At 70.9% G+C, this 19,546-nt stretch carries 14 protein-coding genes; 7 read left to right on the top strand and 7 right to left on the bottom strand.

Annotation, left to right across the window (positions count from 1 at the left end; genetic code table 11):
* Window positions 1-5: 5 nt before the first annotated feature.
* On the bottom strand, window positions 6-1,184 hold the full coding sequence (locus EIZ62_RS02765) for an FAD-dependent monooxygenase (RefSeq protein WP_156696165.1): 1,179 nt from the start codon (window positions 1,182-1,184) through the stop codon (window positions 6-8).
* A gap of 77 nt (window positions 1,185-1,261) precedes the next feature.
* Between EIZ62_RS02765 and EIZ62_RS02760 the strand changes: the two genes are divergently transcribed.
* The 6 genes from EIZ62_RS02760 (at window position 1,262) to EIZ62_RS02735 (ending at window position 8,650) form a co-directional block, all read left to right on the top strand.
* A complete protein-coding gene (locus EIZ62_RS02760) occupies window positions 1,262-1,942 on the top strand; it encodes a TetR/AcrR family transcriptional regulator (protein ID WP_156691121.1) in 681 nt (226 codons plus the stop codon).
* A gap of 160 nt (window positions 1,943-2,102) precedes the next feature.
* Window positions 2,103-2,855: an MFS transporter gene (locus tag EIZ62_RS02755; RefSeq protein WP_280117725.1), complete on the top strand. Its 753-nt coding sequence runs from the start codon at window positions 2,103-2,105 to the stop codon at window positions 2,853-2,855.
* A gap of 390 nt (window positions 2,856-3,245) precedes the next feature.
* The gene (locus EIZ62_RS02750) at window positions 3,246-5,996 is read left to right on the top strand and encodes a LuxR family transcriptional regulator (RefSeq protein ID WP_156691119.1); all 2,751 of its coding nucleotides are present in this window, start codon (window positions 3,246-3,248) and stop codon (window positions 5,994-5,996) included.
* A gap of 190 nt (window positions 5,997-6,186) precedes the next feature.
* Window positions 6,187-6,441 (top strand): hypothetical protein, encoded by a 255-nt coding sequence (locus EIZ62_RS02745; protein WP_156691118.1) that lies wholly within the window; start codon window positions 6,187-6,189, stop codon window positions 6,439-6,441.
* A gap of 192 nt (window positions 6,442-6,633) precedes the next feature.
* Window positions 6,634-7,644, top strand: a complete 1,011-nt coding sequence (sph, locus tag EIZ62_RS02740; protein WP_167536318.1) for a sphingomyelin phosphodiesterase — start codon at window positions 6,634-6,636, stop codon at window positions 7,642-7,644.
* Between the two features lie 52 nt (window positions 7,645-7,696).
* Entirely contained in the window at window positions 7,697-8,650 is a 954-nt protein-coding gene (locus EIZ62_RS02735; RefSeq protein WP_156691116.1) for a hypothetical protein, read from the top strand.
* A 148-nt stretch (window positions 8,651-8,798) separates the two neighbouring features.
* Here EIZ62_RS02735 and EIZ62_RS02730 read toward each other — a convergent pair whose 3' ends face one another.
* A complete protein-coding gene (locus EIZ62_RS02730) occupies window positions 8,799-9,497 on the bottom strand; it encodes a hypothetical protein (protein ID WP_156691115.1) in 699 nt (232 codons plus the stop codon).
* A gap of 11 nt (window positions 9,498-9,508) precedes the next feature.
* Complete coding sequence (locus EIZ62_RS02725; RefSeq protein WP_244375389.1) at window positions 9,509-11,545, bottom strand: pre-toxin TG domain-containing protein; 2,037 nt, start codon at window positions 11,543-11,545, stop codon at window positions 9,509-9,511.
* Window positions 11,546-11,929: 384 nt separating this feature from the next.
* Here EIZ62_RS02725 and EIZ62_RS02720 point away from each other — a divergent pair, with 384 nt between their 5' ends.
* Window positions 11,930-12,520, top strand: a complete 591-nt coding sequence (locus tag EIZ62_RS02720) for a hypothetical protein (protein WP_244375387.1) — start codon at window positions 11,930-11,932, stop codon at window positions 12,518-12,520.
* A gap of 182 nt (window positions 12,521-12,702) precedes the next feature.
* On the opposite strand, the gene EIZ62_RS02715 is transcribed toward EIZ62_RS02720, so the two are convergent.
* The 4 genes from EIZ62_RS02715 to EIZ62_RS02700 form a co-directional block, all read right to left on the bottom strand.
* Window positions 12,703-12,963, bottom strand: a complete 261-nt coding sequence (locus tag EIZ62_RS02715; protein ID WP_156691112.1) for a hypothetical protein — start codon at window positions 12,961-12,963, stop codon at window positions 12,703-12,705.
* A gap of 5 nt (window positions 12,964-12,968) precedes the next feature.
* A complete protein-coding gene (locus EIZ62_RS02710; RefSeq protein WP_208827739.1) occupies window positions 12,969-16,925 on the bottom strand; it encodes an ALF repeat-containing protein in 3,957 nt (1,318 codons plus the stop codon).
* Window positions 16,926-17,055: 130 nt separating this feature from the next.
* The gene (locus EIZ62_RS02705) at window positions 17,056-18,705 is read right to left on the bottom strand and encodes an AbfB domain-containing protein (protein WP_156691111.1); all 1,650 of its coding nucleotides are present in this window, start codon (window positions 18,703-18,705) and stop codon (window positions 17,056-17,058) included.
* Between the two features lie 547 nt (window positions 18,706-19,252).
* Entirely contained in the window at window positions 19,253-19,543 is a 291-nt protein-coding gene (locus EIZ62_RS02700) for a barstar family protein (RefSeq protein ID WP_156691110.1), read from the bottom strand.
* Window positions 19,544-19,546 lie beyond the last annotated feature (3 nt).

Raw genomic sequence — 19,546 nt, 5'->3', positions numbered from 1 at the left:
CCTGGTCACGGCCGGACGGGGGCGGCGTGTGCGGGGAGGGTGAACCCCTCGTACAGGCCGTCCAGGGCGCGGAGAGCCAGTCGTGCCGGCACGGCCCGGACGGCGAGGTTCCGAGCGCCGGCCAGAACGGGGTTGCGGAGCCCCGCCATCCGGCCGGCCTTGCGCGACCTGATCCGTATCGCGTCGGTGCGTTCCAGGCGGGCGGCCGAGTACGCGGCCAGGGCCTGCGGTACGCTCTCGGGCTCCGCTGCCGCGAGGAGGTGGCTGAGCACGACCGCGTCCTCGATCGCCTGGCACCCGCCTTGCCCCAGGTTGGGCGTCATGGCGTGGGCGGCGTCGCCGATCCAGACGGTGCGGCCGTGGTGGAGCCGGGGGAGTGGCGCGGCCAGGTCGAACAGGTCGTGCTGGAGCAGCGCACCGGGGTCGATACGTGCCAGCAGGTCCGGGACGGGGTGATGCCATGGGCCGAACCTCCGTCGCAGCTCTCCCAACGGGTCCGCCGGCCTGATTCGCGGCGGCTGCGCGGCCGTCGCGAAGACGTACACCCGCCCGTCGGCGAGCGGAACGATGCCGAACCGCTCGCCGCGCCCCCAGGTCTCCGAAGTGACGAGACCGGGCAGCCTGTCGGCGGAGATCACCGTGCGCCATGCCGTCTCGCCGCTGTAGGCGAGTCCGGGATGGCCGGGGAAGCACTGGTCGCGCAGCCGGCTGTGGATGCCGTCCGCGGCGATCACGACATCGGCGTGGACGTCTCCCGCATCCGTCCGGACGCGCACGGTGGACCCGGCCTCGTGCACTCCCCGGACCGTGGTGCCGTACCGCACGGTGTCCGGGGGCAGCGCCGCGGTCAGCCCCTCGGTCAGCGCGGCACGGTGTACGGCGAGCGGCGGGGTCCCGTAGCGCTCGGTGAGCGCGGCGGTCCGGGCCCGGTTCAGCCACGCCCCACCGGGCAGTCGCACGCCCATCGCGGCGGGCACGGCGCTGCCCGTGGCCGACGCGACGTCGAAGGCGAGGGCGCGGAACGCCCGGAGCGCGTTCGGGGCGAGGACGATGCCGGCGCCCGGTGCGGACGGGCCGGCCGCCCGCTCGAGGACGGTGACGTCCCACCCGCCCCGCCGCAGCCCCAGGGCGGCGGTCAGTCCTCCGACACCCGCCCCCACCACGATGGCCCGTTGCCGCTCCATGGACGTCTCCTCTCCCATGATGCTCTACACCTGTAGAGTCCCTTCGGTCGTCGACTCTACAGGTGTAGAGTCGATGTGTGTCCACCCAAGACCGCAGAACCCTGATCGCAGACGCAGCCATCGCCACCGTCGCCGAGGCCGGGCTGCGCGGGCTGACGCACCGGGCGGTCGACGCCGCCGCCGGGCTGCCCGCCGGCAGCACGTCCTACTACTTCCGCACCAGGACGGCTCTGATCGAGGCCTGTTACCAACGGCTCGCCGAGCGCGACCTGGCGGACGTGGACCTGGACGCGTGGCCGCCGCCGGAGGACGCCGTGGACCGGGACACCGTGGACCGGGACGCCGTGGACCGGGAGGGTGTAGGCCGCGTCCGACGGGCCATGGACCGGGACCGTGCGGCAGCCGTCCTCGCGCAGGTCCTGCACCACTGGCTGACGGCCGGCCGTGACCGCACGCTGGCCCGGATCGAGCTCACCCTCGAGGCCGCCCGTCAACCGCAGCTGCGTCCCAGCCTGCACCAGGCCGGGGCGGGGCCCCGCGAGCGCGCCGCCGCCATCCTCACCGCCCTCGGCGCCACCCGCCCCGAGTACGCGGCGGGCCTCCTGGTCGCCTGGACCGAAGGGCTCCTCTACGAGTGGCTGGTCGGCGCCTCGGCCTCGGTGCGACCCGTACCCGAACTGCCCGAGCTCACGTCGGTCGTGCGTCGCATGCTGGACGCGGCCCTCGCGGAGGACCCGGGCGGCCACAGCGCCGACTGAACCCGGCAGCGGCTGAACCATCACCGACTGAACCCGGCCGCGGCCGGGCGCCGGGCGCCGCAGGTGAGTAGTGCCTACTCATCCGCCGGCGATCGGCCCGTAGCACCATGATCCTCACCACGGACACCCGAAACCTTGTGATCGCACCCCCGGAGGCACGGTGTTCTCCCCATACCGCCGCATCTTCGACGAGCCCGGAACGAAGAGGTTCTCCACGGCCGGGTTCGTCGCCCGCCTCCCGATGTCGATGATCGGCATCAGCGTCGTGATCATGCTGTCTGAGAGGCGGGGATCGTACGCCCTGGCCGGCGCCGTGGCCGCGACCTTCGCCCTCGCGACCGCGATGCTCGGCCCGCTCGTCGCCCGTGCCATCGACCGGAGGGGACAGCGCGCGGTCGGCCTGCCGGCCCTGCTCGTCTCCACACTCGCCCTGGCCGGGCTCCTCGTGTGCACCCGTTCCGGACACTCCGACGTGCTCCTGTTCGGGTGCGCGCTGCTCGCCGGCGTGCTGCCGAGCATGGGTTCGCTCGTACGCGCCCGATGGGCCGGCACCTGCACGGACGACAGGAGGGTCCACACCGCGCACTCCTTCGAATCCGTGGCCGACGAAGTGATCTACGTGGTCGGCCCCGTCCTGGCCGTCACCCTGGCCACCGAGCTCTTCCCGGAAGCCGGTCTGTTCGGTGCTCTCCTGCTCTCGGTCACCGGCACCCTTCTCTTCCTTGGCGTCGGTGCGGTGTTCGGTGCTACGGAGGTGGTGACGATCGCCTTCGCCGAGGCACACGGCGATACGTCCGCAGCCGGCTACCTTCTGGCGGTCAATGCCCTTGGCGGCTGTCTCGGCGGGCTGGCGTTCGGAGCGCTCGACCGGAAATCCGCGCCGAACCGGCAGTTCCTTTTCGGGTATCCCTGATGTCCCTTCTCCTTGTCCCGCTCCTCGCCGCCGGGTCTCCTCCGACGCTCGCGGTCGCGCTCTTCGTGGCGGGCGTGGCCATCGCCCCGGTGCTCATCAGCGGAATGGCGTTGGTCGAACGCCTCGTCCCCGCTGCTTCCCTCACCGAAGGCCTGACGTGGGCCACGTCCGGAATCGACGTGGGAGGAAAAGGCCGGGCGGTCCGGGGAAATCCGGGAAATGCCCTGACGGGGCCCTGCTGTTCGCGCGTCGGCCACGGTTGTTATCGCAACGCCGGACTGCGAGTCTTGAGCAGCTTGTCGTCGCACCGGCCGAATCGGTCTCCGTGTGTCCGGGCGACAGCACTGCGTGAGTTCGGAGGTGGGCGAGCCATCTCATGGGAGGCGAGTTATGCGCATCGCTCGCGATGGTCGCAATGTGTGGGCTAGTGACGAAGGTACGCCCACCGCACGCCATACCGTGTCGCATCCTCCCCTCGTCGGGCGTCAACGAGTGCTGGAATCACTCGCCTCCTTTCTGCGCGACTCCCAGTGGGGCGGTACGGTCCTGGCGGGAAAGCCCGGAGTGGGGAAGACCCGCCTGTTGAACGAGGTGGCGGAAACGGGCCGGGCCGACGGCATGCTGGTGTTGAACGTCCACGCAGATTCCGCCACCCGAAGGTCGCCGTTGTACGGCGTCACGTCGGCGATGACCGGAGCGGGCATGGCCGCGCCCGCGTCCCCGGCGGACGCCGCCCCCATCACGGCCGCGCAACGCCGTACACCGGTCCTGCTCTGTGTCGACGACTCCCACCTGCTGGACGAGGAGTCGTCGGCCCTCGTTCTGCGACTGGCTCGCGACCGCACAGGCAAGGCCGTCGTCGTCACCTGCGACGGAAACCCGGTCAACGAAGCCGTGCTCGCCCTGTGGAAGGAAGGCCGGCTCGCGCGGACCTCCGTCGACCCGCTGACCGAGGACGAAGCCTCGCAGGTGGCCGACGCCATGCTCGGCCGGCCCCTGGCGCCGGTGAGTGCCGCGAGATTCGCCATGCTCGCCGGCGGAAACCTGGTCGCGCTGCGCGAACTGATCACATGCGCGGTCGAAGAGGGCGTACTGACGGAACGCGCCGGTGTCTGGGCCGAGGGTGACGGAGACCTGCACTCGTCGCGGCTCACCGATCTGATCGACCCGCTCCTCCAGAGCCTCGCACCCGCGGAGCGTTGGGCGATGGAGGCGCTGAGCATCGGGCACTCGCTTCCCCTGAGCGTCGCGACGTCCGTCGCCCCCACCGCGACGTGGGAAGCACTGGAAAGCCGTGGTCTGGTCTCCGTGTCGGGGCGGACCGCCGAGTGCCGGATCACGGTGGCCGACACACTCATGGCCACGGTCCTCGTCGCGCAAATACCCGTACTCCGCCGGCGCCGGCTGCTCGACACCCTGCTGCGATCCCTCGGTGAGAGCGAAGCCGCTCGAGGCTCCGCCGACGTGGACACCGTCGTATGGCGTCTGGAGCTCGGTGAGGAACTTCCCGAGGCGGAGATCCTGCGCGCGTCCAGGAAGGCGTGGTGGGCGAACGACTGGCGTGCTTCCACGGCTCTCGCCGAGAGCGCCTGGGCACAACACCACACGCCCAGTTCGGGGTTGTTCCTGGCGAAAGTGATGATCCATCACGGCCGCCGGGCCGAGGCCGAATCCGTACTGGCGCAGGTGGCCGCGACGGGCGGGCCGGCCGAGGCCGCGGCAGCACGCCGGACACGGGAAAGGATGCGACTCGTACGTGGCGCTCCCGTACCGTCCGCCCGTACCGACTCCGCCACTGACTCCGCTGCCGACTCTGCGTCCGCCCCCGTTGCCGGCCCCGCGGTCGCCCCCTCGGCCGAATCCTCGGCCGAATCCCCGGCCGACCTCGACAGTGAGCGCCGGGCGATCACCGCGGGCGCGACCGTCGACGCGGCCATCGCCCGGATGATGGACGGGAAGCCCCGCGAATCGTGGAAGATCGCGGAAGGGCTCCTGCGGAGCGAGGAACCGGGCAGGGTGGCGATGGCCGGCTCGGCGGCACTCGTCGCCCTGCTCAGTATGGGCCGGCCGCATGACTGCCTGGCCCTGGTCCCGCAGCTGTCCCGGGCCGGCGAAGCCCTGCAGAGCGTCGACGTGATGGACTACGACGCGCTCAACCTGCGGGTGCTGCTCTCCTACGCCCGAGCCACGTCCGGAGAGACCCGGCGAGCGGAGTCGGAGCTGCGCGAAGCGATCCGCGAGGCCGCCGCGGCACGCAACCGGACCCTCGCGAACCGCGCGGGAGTGTTCCTGGCACGCCTCCTCTTCGATCAGGGCAAGGTGGCCGAAGCGAACCGCTTGTTCGCGGCGGCGTGCGACGACGACCTGCTGCTCGTCCGGCAGGTCGCCGCGGGCGGTGCCCTCTACACGGCGCTGCACCTGGGGAATGAAGGGCTCATCGACGCGGCGTACCAACGCCTGGCCGTGCCGTCGACGGAGGGCCCGCGCCGCGTGGAGATCGACGTGGCACACGCCATGTTCGAGGTGCACCACGGGCGAGTGGAGTCGGCCGCGACGATCCTCAAGGACGCCGCCCGCGTGGCTTCGTCAGCGGGAGCCTTCGGAGAACTGGCGGACGTCGTGCACACCCTCACGCGGATCGAGTACGCCCAGGACGCCGTGGAGTTCCTGCCGGCAGGTGGGGAGTCCGTGCAGGGCCGGGTCGACCGGCTCCGCATCGACTTCGCCCTCGCTGCCGCCAAGGGCGACCCCAGGTCGGTCGCCGAGGCCGCCGAGGGTTTCGAGGCGAGCAGCACACCGCTCTACGCGGCCGAGGCGTGGGCCATGGCCGCGCGGCTCTTCCGGAAGAAGAGCGAGTCGCGTCTTGCCTCGGCGGCGTCCAGGCGATGCACACAAGCGCGGAAGAAGTACCACGGGGTGCCGACGTATCTCCTCCGTGTCGTCGACGAAGTCGTTCCGCTGAGCCGCAGGGAAAGGGAAATCGCCATGCAGGCGGCAGCCGGGCGCTCGAACAAGGAGATCGCCGAGCAGCTCGTCATTTCCGTCCGTACCGTCGACAACCACCTCTACAGGATCTACCGCAAGCTGGGTGTCCTCAACCGGCGCGCACTGCGTTCCCTACTACAGGAGCGCGGCATGTGATGCTCGGAATCTGAGAGGCCGATGGTGAGTAGTCGCTACTCATGAAGCGAGGCATCCGCCTGACCAGGTTGTGGGATCAGGTTCCCACTGCTAATCAGCAGGCCGGTTGCTGATACGGACAACAAGCGACAGGGCGTGCGACGCGGTCATCGGATGGCCCGTCAAAGGGCCCGACCCCGAATGGGTGCTGGTGGACGTCAGCACCCCCCAGGGCTGGCCGACCAGCGGGGAGCAGGAGACCCAGGACATCGCGGGGTACCGTGCGAGGAACTACCTCACCGTCGCCGAACGGGAGGGATACGTCCTCCTCCGGCACCCCGCGGAATCCCGGCGTACCGGCCGCCGGCCGCCGACCGACGTACCGGGGCCGGGGCGGGGGCTGGGGTTGCACAAGTCCCAGGAGGTCAGGGACGAGGCAGGTGATGGGGCGATGAGCCCCCGGTGATGAGTAGGAAGTCCTCATGCCGGCCCGATCGATCGTGGCTAGTTTCTGATCAGAGCCGGCGCCTCGATGTCCGAGCAGTCCGACGTCGGCCCGGAGGGTGTGACCGGAACACGGCGGTACGCCGTGCCCGACCGGGCCACCACCGGTGCCCCGCGGCCCACTTCCCACGCCGGCGACCGTGGAAGGAACCGAATGAAACTTCGTACCATCGGCGCTGCCGCAGCAGCGTTGCTCTCGGCCGGCCTGATGGCCCCGGCGGCCGGCGCGACGCCGGCCCAGTCCGACGCGGACGCGGCCCAGTCCGGCGCGTCCGCGGCTCCGGCCGGCGCGTCCGCGACCTCGGCCGATTTCCTCTCGTTCAGGGTGGTGACCACCAACACCATGCTCCTGCCGTCCGTCATCTCCGACGGGCTGGCGCAGGACGTCCGCGGTGAACTCATAGGCAAGGCACCCTACCTGCAGGGCAAGGACGTCGTCGTCTTCCAGGAGCTGTTCGACGACACCGCCACCGAGAAGCTGATGGACGCGCTGAGCGGCTATCCCAACCGGACGCCCGTCATCGGGAGGTCGCGGGACGGCTGGGACGCCACGCGCGGCAACTACTCGTCCCTTCCCTACGAGGACGGCGGTGTGGCCATCGCCAGCAGGTGGCCCATCACCAGCAAGATGCAGTACATCTTCAGCAACTCCTGCGGCGCCGACACCTGGTCCGAGAAGGGGCTGGCCTACGCGAAGCTCACGTACCCCGGCTCACCCGTGCACGTCATCGGGACGCACCTCCAGGCGGACGACGACGGCTGCGACCCCGGCGAAGCCGCCAAGGTCCGCAAGGCGCAGCTCGCCGAGATGACCAATTTCGTCGACAGCCTGAAGATCCCCGCGAACGAACGCGTGGTCTACGCGGGAGACATGAACATCGACCGTCACCGGTCCGAGTACCCCGCTCTCGTCAGCGGGTTGCACGCCGTCGCGCCCGCCTACACCGGCCACCCCTACACCAGCGATCCCCAGACCAACTCGGTGGCGAAGCTGAGGTACCCCCAGGCACGTCGCGAGTGGCTCGACTACGTCTTCTACGACAGCCGCCACGCGCACCCGGCGTCGTACACCAACTCCGGAGAACCGGTCACCTCACCGCTGTGGGAACTCGACGACGTGTTCTACAACCGGTACTCGGACCACTACCCGGTGATCGCGTCCTAGTTCACCGCCGGCCACTGGACGAGGTAAGCAGCACAGAGAGCAGGAGCAAGGCATGACCGTAAGTCGCAGGGCAATGATCAAGGGGGCAGCCGCCGCCGGCGCCGCCGTCCCGCTGGCCTCCGCCATGGCCGGCTCGGCAACGGCGTCGGCCGCCTCGACCAACCCCCGGACGGGGGAGTGGGAGCACGTCACGTCGACGTCCCACCAGGAGGACTGGACCCAGCAGATCCAGGGGATGTGCACCGACGGCCAGTACTGGTACGTGGTGTCGAACAGCGAGCGACGCCGGTGCGTCTACAAGCTGTCACTGGACTTCAGGACGACCCACGCGAGCCTGGACGCGCCGGACGACTATTCGCACATCGGCTCCCCGACGTTCGATCCCGTACGCAAGCTGATCTACGTGCCGGTCGAGCGGGAGGGCTCCGAGCCGACGTACGTGTGGAGGATGACCACCGCGCTGAACTCGCTCAGCACCCTCAAGTTGTACGGCAGGAGCGCCGGTTCACGGTCTCCGCAGAAGTGGAAGGCCCCCTGGGTCGCCCACAACCCCGTCGACGGCCTCCTCTACAGCTCCGCCTACGGCGACCCCGACCTGACCGACCCGGCCCTCCAGGTCAACTGGCTCAACGGTTTCTCCCCCGTGACCGGCTGCCTGCGCAAGCAGGTCCACCTCCCGTCGAAGCTCCACAACGTCCAGGGCGGTGTCGTCTCCCCCCACGGGAACATCTACCTCGCCACCGACTACGCGTACAACGGGAGCAAGCGGATCTACTCCTACGACCTCTCGTCCGTGGTGGACGGCGGGATGGCGAGGTACTGGGGGAACATCCCCCTCCCCGGTTCGGGCACCGGAGACGAGCTGGAGGTGGAGAGCGTCACCCTGGCCCACCTCGGCTGGAGCGGGTCCCGCGACACCTACGTCACGGCCGTCGTACTCAACATCGAAGTGGAGGACGACGCCTATCTTCGGCACTTCTGGGTGCCGTCACCGGGCGCCCTCTAGTCCGCGTCCCGGCCCGCCCGCGTCCCGGCCCGCCCGCGGCAGCACCTTCGTGTGCCGCGGGTCGCTGTCCCTCCACGCGCGAGGGCCCCGGCCGGTTGATGTCCGGCCGGGGCCCTCGGTCACGTGGCGCCGCTGCGGCGCCGGTGCGTCAGTCGACGAGGTAGCGGACCGCGTCGACGACGTGCGGGCCGTGCCCGAACGCCGCGCTGACGCGCTCCAGCCGGCCGAACGTCTCCGGCGTCAGCCGCGACCAGAACCCGTTCGCGGCGTGCAGCAGGAAGCGGAACGCCAGCTCCGGGCAGACCGTCTCCGCACAGCGCACCAGCGCCCCCCGGACGGCGTCGACCGGCTCGTGGCCCTCCGCGCGCGGGTCGAGCAGCGCGATGAGCTCGACCACCTCCGGCATCAGCCGCCGATGCCCTGCCGTGCCCGCGTCCGCGTCTATGTCCGCGGACGTGGTCGTGCCGTCCCCGGCGCAGGGGACGTACGTCGTGCAGGACGCTTCGGACGCGCCACGTGCCCGGGCCGACGGCACGACCACGGCCAGCAGCCGGTCCAGCCACGTGCGCGCGGCACCGCGGATCACCGGGGCGCCGCCCAGCGGCGGGTCCGTGGCGTGCCACAACACGGCCAGCTCGTCGTCGTCGAGCCCGGAGTCCCGCAGCCGCAGCAGGTCCTCGATGAGCAGGACCAACCCGGCGGGGTCGCCCTCCGTGCCCAGATACGTCCGGACGTGATCCAGTTCGTCCTGGGCGTCGAGCACCCAGTCCCCGTGGAACGACGCACCGAGCGCGGTCACGCCGAAGTCGAAGACCGTCTCGCCGTGCTCGGCTGCGGGATCGTGCATGGTGCGGCTCCTTACAGCGGGTAGGCGGTCAGGACGTAGAAACCGCCGGGCTTGTGGCCCTTCTTCGCAGCCAGGGTCACGGTGAAGCGGTTGCTCGTGGTCGCACGGTAATTGCCCAGGTGGTCCACGCTATCGCCCAGTGACCCCGTGCCGTACGTGCCGGTGAGGCTGAGTGTCTGCGGCTTGCCGGGCTTGCCGGACTCCTGGATGAACTTCGCGATGCGGTCCTTGTTCTGGTCGACGAGCTGGTTGACGGCCTTCTGGGCGAGGTCGGCGCTGGACCAGCGGGAGTTCGGGGTGAGGCGGCCGATCTTCCGGGTCTTCTTCTCGGCCAGCTCCTGCATCTGCTGCCGGGTCACGTTGACGTGCTCGTCCAGCGTGTGCGCGACACCCGGGAACATCCGCTCGGCGCGCGCCAGGTCGGTGCAGTTGTGCACCAGGACGTCCTCGGTGCCGACCTGGACGTAATAGCTGTCGATCCCGCTGACGTCGAGGTCGTACGTGTCCTGCCGCTCGTCGGTGCGGTCGGTGGCGGCCACCGTCACGGCCCCGCCCTCCGGGCTCCGCAGACGGTCACCGGGCCGCAGCTCGCCGGCCGGGATCCAGGCCCCGCGCTCGGGCAGCCAGTAGCGGTGGTTCTCGGTGGAGGTGACGGTGCCCGACTGGAGGGCGTCACCCTCGCCGGCTGTCACGGTGAGGCGGACGAACGCCTTGTCCGTGTACGACGACGTGAACGGCACCGACTGCACCGGCCGCGGCACCGTCAGCTCGGTGTCACCGCCCGGGTCGGTGGCCAGCACGAGGTCACCGGCGCGTACCTCCTCGATCGGCTTGTGGGAGCCGTTCGCCATCAGCACCGGCGTACTGGCCGGGAAGCTGTTGCACTCGAAGACCGCGTCGCCCTTGCGCGCGCCCTTGATGTCGTCCGGGATGAGCTTGCCGCCGAGCTTGAGCCAGCGCAGCACGGCGAGGGAACCGAGGCCCCGGTCGAAGCCGCTGACGTGCTCACCGGTCACCAGGTCCTTGCCGGTGACGGCCTCGACGATGCCCTTGCCGTCCCCGATGCCGGGCAGCAGGCCGAGCAGGATGGACATGCGGCGCTGCTGCTCCTCGCTGTCCATTCCGGAGGAGCCGTCGCTCCAGGTCTTCCCGAGGTCGGAGAAGTCGAAGTCGAAGGCGGGTACCTGGCGGAGTCCCTCGGCGGCCTTCTTGATCGCGGGGACGACCTTGTTCATGTCGTCGACGGCCTTGTTGGCCTCGCCGATGCCCTGGTTGAGCTGGTCCATGCCCTTGTTGGCCTTGGCGATGGACTTGTTCATGTCGCCGAGCGAGCGGTTGATGTCGTCGACGGCGTCGTTCATGGTGTTCAGCCCGCGGTTCATCTGGGCGAAGCCGGCGTTGATGTCGTCGAGCGCCTTGTTGATGCCGTCGAGGCTGCCCTTGACGCTGTTGACCGCCGCCTGGAACTTCGGGTCACCCACGATCTTCGCCAGCATCAGGACGAGCTGGATCAGCATCAGAGTGAGCTGGATCATGACCAGGATGGTCTCGATCGTCTCCAGTACGTCCTTGATCAGCTTGTCGATGTCGCTCTGCGCACCGGCGGCGACCGCGCGGATCTGGGCCTCGACCTTCTTGCGGTAGTCGGGGTCCGCGATGGTGGCCGGGTCCTGCTTGAGGGCCTCCTTCAGCCCGTTGAGTCCGGCGACCTCCTTCTTCACCGTGCCGAAGTGCTCGACGGTGTCCTTGTGGAGGTAGTGCACGCCGTAGGCGAACATACCGATGCCCGCACCGACCTTGACGGCCTTGCCGGCGAAGTCCCGGTAGCAGGAGGGCTTCTCCAGCAGCGGCAGCTTGCCGCAACCGGAGACGGCGGCGGCGCTCTTGACGATGGAGGCGAGCCGGTCGGCGTCGAGCTCCGCCTCCGCGCGGGCCAGCTTCTTCTCCGCGGCGACGACTTGGATGCTTTGTGCGGCGACCGCGCTTTCCTTCCCCATGCCGAGCGTCACGAAGAGGCTGAGCAGAAGGAGGAAGGAGACAGACCGCAATCTGGAACGGTGATTCATGTACGTCCTGTGCCGGAGGGCGCGGCGCCACCGGATGGTCGGTCCGGCGCGTCCTGGGCCCTGAGTTCCCCTGGGGACACGCGGTTGCCCCGGCATCCCCCGATTACCGACGAGTAGCTTACGTCCTCCGCGGCACTGCTCGACCACGAGAGGCATGCGACAACGGGACCGAGTGCGTCTCAGGCCCGGGGCCGGAAGCCGGGACGGGTGAGGACGCACGGACTTCTCCGCATCCACCGGACCCGCGACCATAGGAGCATGGAACACTTCGCGCCGGTGAGCGTCCTTGCCCTTCGTCACGTCCTTCCGCATCCGAAGGCGCTGAAGAGGGGTGCGGGCATACGTCCGTTGATCGATGGCCGTGACGTGTTGCAGGAGGTCCATCCGGACGGCGATTCGAGCTGCTACCAGGAGACGTGGTTCGGTTCGCCCGAGACGTGGCCGTTGTGGGCCGGCGACGAGCCTCGCCGGGTCGAGCTGTCGAACAACGACTGCGACACCGGATGCTGTGGTGGAGTGTTCGTCACCATCCAACGCTTCGGCGGTCTCGTCGAGTGGACGGACTGGCAGAACACCGACGACATCTGTGTACCGGTCCCACCCGAGATCCACTTCGAGGCCGCGCAGTACGACGCCGGACTGGCCCGGGCCGTGGCGGACCACAGCTGGGAGGAGCCCGTCGACACCGCGGCACGCCTGCTGGCCCACCGGATCGCCGCCACCGGATGGTCCAAGCGGTGGAACTGCCGGCTGTTCTCGAATGGCATCTGTGTCCGTGAGCGCGGAGAGTCCCCTGCTGTGAGCATGTCCTTCGCGACCGACGATTCTGGTCGGATGAGGGGATACCGCTGGTACGTCATGCCGGTGTCCGTGCAGGAGCCCGTCGAAGACCAGGTGCTGCGCTTCGTGGAACGGATCACGGCCACCGACCCCCGCGAGAACGCGAAAGGCCCCTGAGGCGGCGGAAGTCTGCCCGCCGACGGAGGTTGCGGGCCCGCACCGACGTCCGGGTCCGCAAGTCTGGCGGCGCTGTCGACACCGCCGCCCTGCGCCGCAGAGGGCCCACATCGGCATCTGTCCGGTGGGGCCCTCGCGTTGTGGAGCAGTCGGTAAGCAGTCGGTACGTGGTCAGTGCGCCCTCAGGAGGAGTGGTTCCTCTTGTCGCGGGCGATCTGCATGTCCGTGTCGAGTGTGCTCAGCCGGACGGGGTCCCGCCGGTCGTCGATGACGACGGCGTGCAGGACGGTGCCGACCAACGCCTGCTGGTCGCCGGACGGCCACGCCGGGCTCTTGGTGTTGTCGACGAAGCCACGGGCACCGTTTTCCGCTTCGACCTCAAGCCCCCACGGGCGGGCGGCGACCACGGTCACGTCGACCTCGTAGTGCAGAACGTAAGTCACGGGCATCAGTCCTTTTTGCCCTTCTGCCACTCACGCTTGATGGTGAGATCGTTGAATTCCTTGAGCCGGTCGACGGGGATGACGAACTCGATACGAGGCTTGCCGTCCGGTCCCTTCCAGTCGTACCGCTCGGCGCAATCGGCGAATTTGGCCAGGAATTCGGGGGACATTTCGTAGCGGATCATACCATCGGCATAGGGGCCGCTTCCGCTGCCCACGTACTCGCTGGCGACGCTGTGCTCACCGAAGTAGATGGCGGCGTCGCCACCGGTGTGCGCCGCGCCGTTCGGCCCGTTCTTCAGCTCGTGGTCCTTGTCGACCATCTTCGGCGTGCGGTAGATGGAGATGGTCGTCAGCGGGCAGTCGTCGTCACCCTTGCCCTTGTCGGAGGCCGAGCGCATCACCGACGTGCGGGAGGCCTTGGACTTGCGGTCCTTCGCCTTGTTCGCCAGGCACTCCGGGATCTTCCGCCTGATCTCCTCGACGGCCTTCTCGCCCTTTTCGACGAGCTTCTTCGCCTTGGCCGCCTTGTCGAGGAAGTCGTCGATCCCCGCGATGGCCTTCGCGATCTTCGGCAGCTTGCTCGCGATCTTGAGAGCCTTGACCGGACCGAGGTTCTGGACGATGGCCCAGATGCAGATGCCGACGTCGGGGTCGTCCCAGCACTCCTTGATGTCCTCGGCGAACATCTCGACGAGCAGCTCGCCGCCGTTCTCCCTCAGGTAGTCGAGCAGGTCCTGCTGGGCCAGCGCCTTGGCCGCCTCGAACTCGGCCGGAGTCATTCCGGATGCCTCGATCGCCTTCCGGTCGGCGTCGGACAGGTCGCCCATGCCGTCCTTGTTGCCCTTCGCCGCCTCGGCGCGGGCCTTGCGTTCGAGTTCGCGTTGGTACTCCTCGGCCTTCTTGGCGGCCTCGTCGGCCTCCTTGGCGTACGTACCGGCGTTCTTGGCGGCCGTCTCGGCGGAGGTGGCGTGCTTCTCGGCGGACTCCGCGAACGTGTTGGCGTCGGCGGCGTCCTTCTCCGCCTGGGCGGCGGCGCCCTGGGCGACGCTCGCCTCCTGCTCGGCGAGGTTCGCGGCGCTGTTCGCGGCGGCCGCGTGGTTCTCGGCCTCGGTGGCGGCGCCCCGGGCGCGGGCCGCCTCGGCCTCCGCCTGGGTGGCGGCGTTGCGGGCGGCGGCCGCGTCGGCGAACGCCCGGTTGGCGGCCTGGCGGGCGAGCTTGGCGTCGGCCTGCGCCTGGGCGTCGGCCTCGTTGGCGCGGGCGGCTGCGGCACGCGCCTTTGCGCCGTCCTCGGCGGCCTGCGCGGCGGACTTCATCGCCGCGGCCGAGGAGCGTGCCGCGTCGGCGGAGGAACGGGCGGCGGCTGCCGCCGCCTTGAAGGCCGGAGCGACCTGGGCCTGGGCGCGGGCTGCCGCGGCCTCGGCCGCTTCGGCGGCCTTGACCGCTTCCGCCGCCCTCGCCTCGGCCTTGGTGACCTCGGCCTGGCCCAGCGCCACCGCCGCCTTGGCCACCTCGGCGGCGAAGTCGGCGTCGACATCGGTGCCGGTGAACGGCGCGGTGAGCGCGATGGCCGTGTTGGCCGGGTCGGCGATGCCGGCGGCGGTGGTACGGGCCGACGTGGCGGCCTGGACCGCGATCGTGGACTGCAGGCGGGCCATCGCCGCCTCGCGGGTGGCCCCGTCGGCCTCGTCGCGGGTGCGGTTGGCCGCCTGGAGCGCCTGGTTGGCGTGGACGGCGGCCAGCCCGGCCAGCCGGGACGCCTCATGGGCGGCGATTCCGGCGCGGGCCTCCTGCGCGGTGGCCTCCGCCGCCTTGGCATTGGCGCGCTGGGCGGCGGCGCGGGTCGCGGCGGCCTCGGCCTCGGCCCGGTTGGCCGCCGCGTTCGCCGCGAAGGCGGCCGCCTCGGCCTTGTTGGCGGCGGCGTTGGCGCGTGCCGCGTGCGCGGTGGCCTCGGCGGCAGCCGCCCGGGCCCGTGCGGCGGCGCCCGCCGCCTCGATGGCCGCGGAGCGGGAGCGTACCGCCGCCGCCGACGCCTGGTCGGCCGCGCCCCGTGCCGTACCGGCCGCCGAACCGGCGGCGTCGGCCGCGGAACGCGCCTCGGTCGCCGCCGCGCGGGCGGTCTCGGCGTGCTCGGTGCCCTTGGCCTTGGCGGCCAAGGCCTCGGTCGCCCTGGCCCTCGCCGCTTCGGCGTTGTGGACGCGCTCGGCCTCCACCGCCTTGTCGCGGGCGGTACGGGCCTTGGTCTCCTCGCCCCGCGCGAGGTCGTCGGCCTTGGCCGCGATGCCCTCCTGGGCCTGCGCGGTGGCCCGCTTCTCGGCGGCCACGGCCGCCGCGGCCTGGGCGTCGGCCCGCCGGGCGGAGGCGGTACGGGCTTCGGCCTCGGCACGCGCGCGGGCCGCCGCGGCGATGTCCCGCTCCCGCTCGGCCCGTGCCCGCGCGGCAGCCGCGAGGTCACGCTCGCGTTCGGCGATCGCCCGCTGCTCGGCCGCGATCCGCGCCTGGCGCTCGGCCTCGATCCGTGCGTCCCGGGTCTTCCTGGCGTGCTCCCACGCCTCCTTCTCCGCCTGCTCCGCCGCGATCCGCGCCTGGCGCGCCTTGGTCGCCGCGTCCGCCGCGATCCGTGCCTGCTTGGCGGCGGCGTCGGCGAGCCGGGCCGCGGCCTTGGCGTGCTCCTCGGCGTTGGCCCGCCACTTGGCGGCCTGCGCGGCGTGCAACTCGGCGGCGTTCTTGGAGTTCAGCCCGGCCGCGTCGGCGGCGGTGGCGTCCACCGCGTGCCGCGCGGTCGCCGCGGCCTTCGCCGCCGCGTCCGCCGCACCCGCGATGCCCGAGGCCACCTCCGACCACTGCACCCCGTGCGTCAGCCCGGTATCGGTGAGAATCCCAGCTTCGACCTTGGCCAGAAGGGCCGCCACCTGCGCCTGCTTGGCGGCGCCCTCGGCGATCCCGACCTGCCGGCCGACCTCGGCCTTCACCGGTCCGTAGTCCGACAGGCGCTTCCCGGCCTTGTCGGCGGCGAGCATCCGGTCGGCCTCACGGGACTGCGCCGCCGCGGAACTCATCGCGTTGGACGCCGTCTTCAGTGCCTTCACCGCGTCGCCGTGCGCGGCGATCAGCTTGGTGCGGGCCTCGGCCGCGACGGCGGCCTTCTCCGCCAGCTCACGCAGCTTCCGCGCCGCCTCCAGCGCTTCCTGCTGCGCCTTCTCGTGGGCGGCCCGGTCGTCGGCGTCCTTCTGCGCGGCGACCAGATAGCCCTTCTCCAGGAACTCCGCGATCACCTTGTCGTCGCCCGTGGCGAGCGCGGCCTGCGCGGTCCGCTTCACCTCCGGGCCACCGACCGCGGCGAGCATCTCGACCCGCTTGCGGTTCTCCGCCGCGCGTTCCCGCTCGTTCTGCTCCGTGGCCTTGTCCCGCTGACGGGCGATGTCCGCACCGAAGGCCAGGAAGTCGGCGCGGTCCTGCGCCGTGCCCTTCAGGACCCGCTCGACCTCGGCGTTGAAGAACGGTCCACCGGTACCGCGCAGCGCCTCGATCCGGCCGCGGTTGGCGACGTCGACACCGGCGCGCTTGTCCTTGGCGCGCTGGCGCGCCTCGGCCTCCCCGCGCTCCAGGAACTCGCGGATCGCGTTCGGATCGGTGCTCTCCAGCGCCTTCCTGGCGGCCTCGCGGACTTCCTCCTCCTCGTCGAACTCCGCGAAGTCCTCGACCAGTTGCCGGTCCCGCTCGTCACTGATGCGGTCCAGTTCGGAGGTGGCGGGCGGGGGCGGGACGGCAGCCGCCGACGGTACGCCGGCCATGACGGCCGTACGGGGGATGCCGCCGGGGCCGGACGGTGTGACGGCCCCGGCCTCCCCGGCCAGACCGCCGAGGACGGCCAGGGCGAGGACGGTGGACACCGCCCGGCCCAGCAGGCCGGGTGCCCGGCCGCGGGTTCTTCCGGCTCTGCGCCGGAATCCTTCCCTCACGGGAATCTCCTTCGATGAGTCGATACGCCGACAAGTCGGTGTGGTGATGGGCCGGCCGAGCCGCCGACCGAACCTGCCGGGCCCCTCCCCGGACCCGGCCGAACCGGGCTCCCGGCCGGGGCCGTCCCGGTCAGGGCGCCAGCGGCGTGACGACGTGCCAGGCGGCCATGCGGACCGGACGTGCCTCGCCGGGGACACCGCCGGGGAGCGGGAACGTGTAGTCCTTGCGGGCGTAGACGTCCTTCACCGTGGGTGCCAGCCAGTTGGTGGTGCTTCCCGCGGCCTGGCTGAACGAGATGCCCGTGCGGGGGCCGATGGGCCCGAACTTCGTCGGCTTGGCGCACCAGGTCGCACTGTTGCGGAAGGCGGCGCTCCGGTCGTCCGCGGCGATCTCGACCCGCAGGCCGTCCTTCTCCGCCTTGCCGCTGCGGAGGTAATGGCCGGGCTTGCGCACGGACTCGAAGGAGTAGCAGCCGGGCCGGCTCGCGAGAGAGGGCACGACCACCCAGGTCGCGTCCTCGCGGTCGGCCAGGGGGCTGGTCGACTTGATCGACCCGTTGAGGACGACCTTGCCCCCGTCCGCGGTGGACTGGCGCGCGTAGTCACCGCCGCCGAACGCCCGGAGGGACTGGCGCTTGAGGCGGTACTGGGTGTCGGACTTCAGGAAGTGCGCCACGTCGTCGTCGCTGCCTGCGAGCGCCTTCTTGGCCGCGGTGACCAGGTGGGGGTTGACCCCGCCGTTCTCCGCGGCGGCCTGGATCTGGAGGGCCAGCTTGCGGTTCGCCTCGGCGAGCTTCTTGCGCCGGTTCTCGTCGTCGCGCTTGTACGCGGCGTCGGCGCCGGTGTGGATGTACGCCTTCCACACGGCCGGGTCGGCACTGAGCGCGGCGCGCTGCGCCTCGGCGTACAGCTCGGTGCCGTGCAGGTCGGCGGCGGCCAGGCGCAGCAGCTCGCGGAGGAAGTTGTCGTCGGTCAGCGTGAGCATGGCCTCCGAGGGCGTGACACGGAAGAGGGCCGCGGTGTTCTTGCGGGCGGCGAGCTCCTTGCGGCGTTCGGCCTTCTTGCGGTCCTTCTCCGCCAGGTCCTCCAGTTCCTTGGCCACGTCCCGCTTGTGCGCTTCGCGGGCACCGGTGGCGATGAACGCCTGCCAGTCCGCCGGCTCGCCGGCGAGCGCCTGGAGCGCGGCGGCCCTGACCTCGGGACCGGAGGCCTCGTGCCTGGCCACGGCACGGACGAAGTTGTCGTCGGTGAGGGCGAGCAGCTCCGGGGTGCCCGGGATGCCGATGGCGAGGAGGACCTGGGACCTGGCCTCCCGGGCGGCCCGCGCGGCCTCGGCCCTGTCGCGCTCGCGCTGCTGGTCGAGCGCGTACGCCTGGTGGACGCCGGTGACGATGAAGCGGACGTGGTCGTCCGGCACCGTGCTCGCCATCGCCTGCTCGGCGGCGGTACGGACGGCGTCGAGCTTCTCGCCCGCGGCCTCCGCCTTCTGCCACAGGGCGTGGACGAAGTCGTAGTCGCTCAGCAGGAGCACGTCGGGGGCCGGGTCGAGGCGGACCACGGCGGCGGCTTCCACGCGCTGGGTGTCGGTCGTCCCGATGCCCCCGGCGCGGGCGGCCAGGTCCGCCGTGCCCGTTCCGGGGGCGGTGGGGGCGCTGTCGGCGGCCGCGCCCGGTGCGGCGGCGCCGACGGCACCGGCGACAGCGGCGAGGGCGGTGGCGGTCACCAGGCCCCGGGTCATGATCGTGCGTATCCGTGCGGGGGTGGTGTGATGCGTGTGCATGGTGATGCGAAGGCTCCCTCTGCCGCCGAGAGTGCCGGGCGGCTCGGCGTGGACAGGGCGTACGGCACACGGCGGCGGCGCCCACCGGCGGACGCGCCGGAACGGCGTCGCCGAGATGCGCGTCAATAGGGCCGCGGTCGCGGGGGAGGGGACCCCGAACGCTCAGCCGGAGGGTTCCGGCGCGCGCGTGATGCCGTCGACGACGGAACGCTCCGGCATACGCGCCACGAATCCCCCTGGGTGTACGTCATCCGCACGCGCACGTACGGGAAAGAATGCGGGCACCCGGTCCGCCGGTGCGGGAATGCCCGTGCGGTCCCCTCCGGTGTGCCACTCATCCGACTGGTCGTCAAAACCCTAACGCGCGGCGGCGGATGTGATCAATGCGGTTCGGCGTGCCGTGACGCATCACGCTTTCGGTGCGCGCAATTCCGTTTCCGTCACCGGGACGCCCCGCCCGACGGGTCCCGCAAGCGGGATTCCTTCCCCCGGACAGGTGAAGCCCCGCAGATCGGATCTGCGGGGCTTCACTGTGTTCTCTGTGTCGTCAGTCGAATGTCACGGAGAAGCGCTTCGACTCGTCATTCGCCCGGTCCTGCTCCTGCACACGCAGGAGCAGGTCGCGAATCTGGTCGAAGACGTTCTCGCCGAACGCCGCTCTGCTGAGGTGCGCGTCCTTCCAGACGATCTCCACCGGGCGTTCGACGTCCGTCGTGAGGCGATCCCACAAGGCGCTCAGGTTGGCCCCGTAGTACGGGCCGAAATCCAGAGCCTGGGCGAGGAAGCGGTGGAAATCCGGCGCGCTACGGATGACCGCACCTTCGATGACGACTTCCATGAC

The sequence above is a fragment of the Streptomyces ficellus genome, assembly GCF_009739905.1.
In the GTDB taxonomy this organism is placed as follows: Bacteria; Actinomycetota; Actinomycetes; order Streptomycetales; family Streptomycetaceae; genus Streptomyces; species Streptomyces ficellus_A.
Note: the sequence above shows the minus strand (reverse complement) of the source record. Positions and strands in the feature narration are given on the sequence as shown.

Excerpts from the sequence above, each read along its gene's own strand:
- EIZ62_RS02765 (WP_156696165.1), bottom strand. The coding sequence starts at position 1,184 with ATGGAGCGGCAACGGGCCATCGTGGTGGGGGCGGGTGTCGGAGGACTG.
- EIZ62_RS02750 (WP_156691119.1), top strand. The coding sequence starts at position 3,246 with ATGCGCATCGCTCGCGATGGTCGCAATGTGTGGGCTAGTGACGAAGGT.
- sph (WP_167536318.1), top strand. The coding sequence starts at position 6,634 with ATGAAACTTCGTACCATCGGCGCTGCCGCAGCAGCGTTGCTCTCGGCC.
- EIZ62_RS02735 (WP_156691116.1), top strand. The coding sequence starts at position 7,697 with ATGACCGTAAGTCGCAGGGCAATGATCAAGGGGGCAGCCGCCGCCGGC.
- EIZ62_RS02730 (WP_156691115.1), bottom strand. The coding sequence starts at position 9,497 with ATGCACGATCCCGCAGCCGAGCACGGCGAGACGGTCTTCGACTTCGGC.
- EIZ62_RS02705 (WP_156691111.1), bottom strand. The coding sequence starts at position 18,705 with ATGCACACGCATCACACCACCCCCGCACGGATACGCACGATCATGACC.
- EIZ62_RS02700 (WP_156691110.1), bottom strand. The coding sequence starts at position 19,543 with ATGGAAGTCGTCATCGAAGGTGCGGTCATCCGTAGCGCGCCGGATTTC.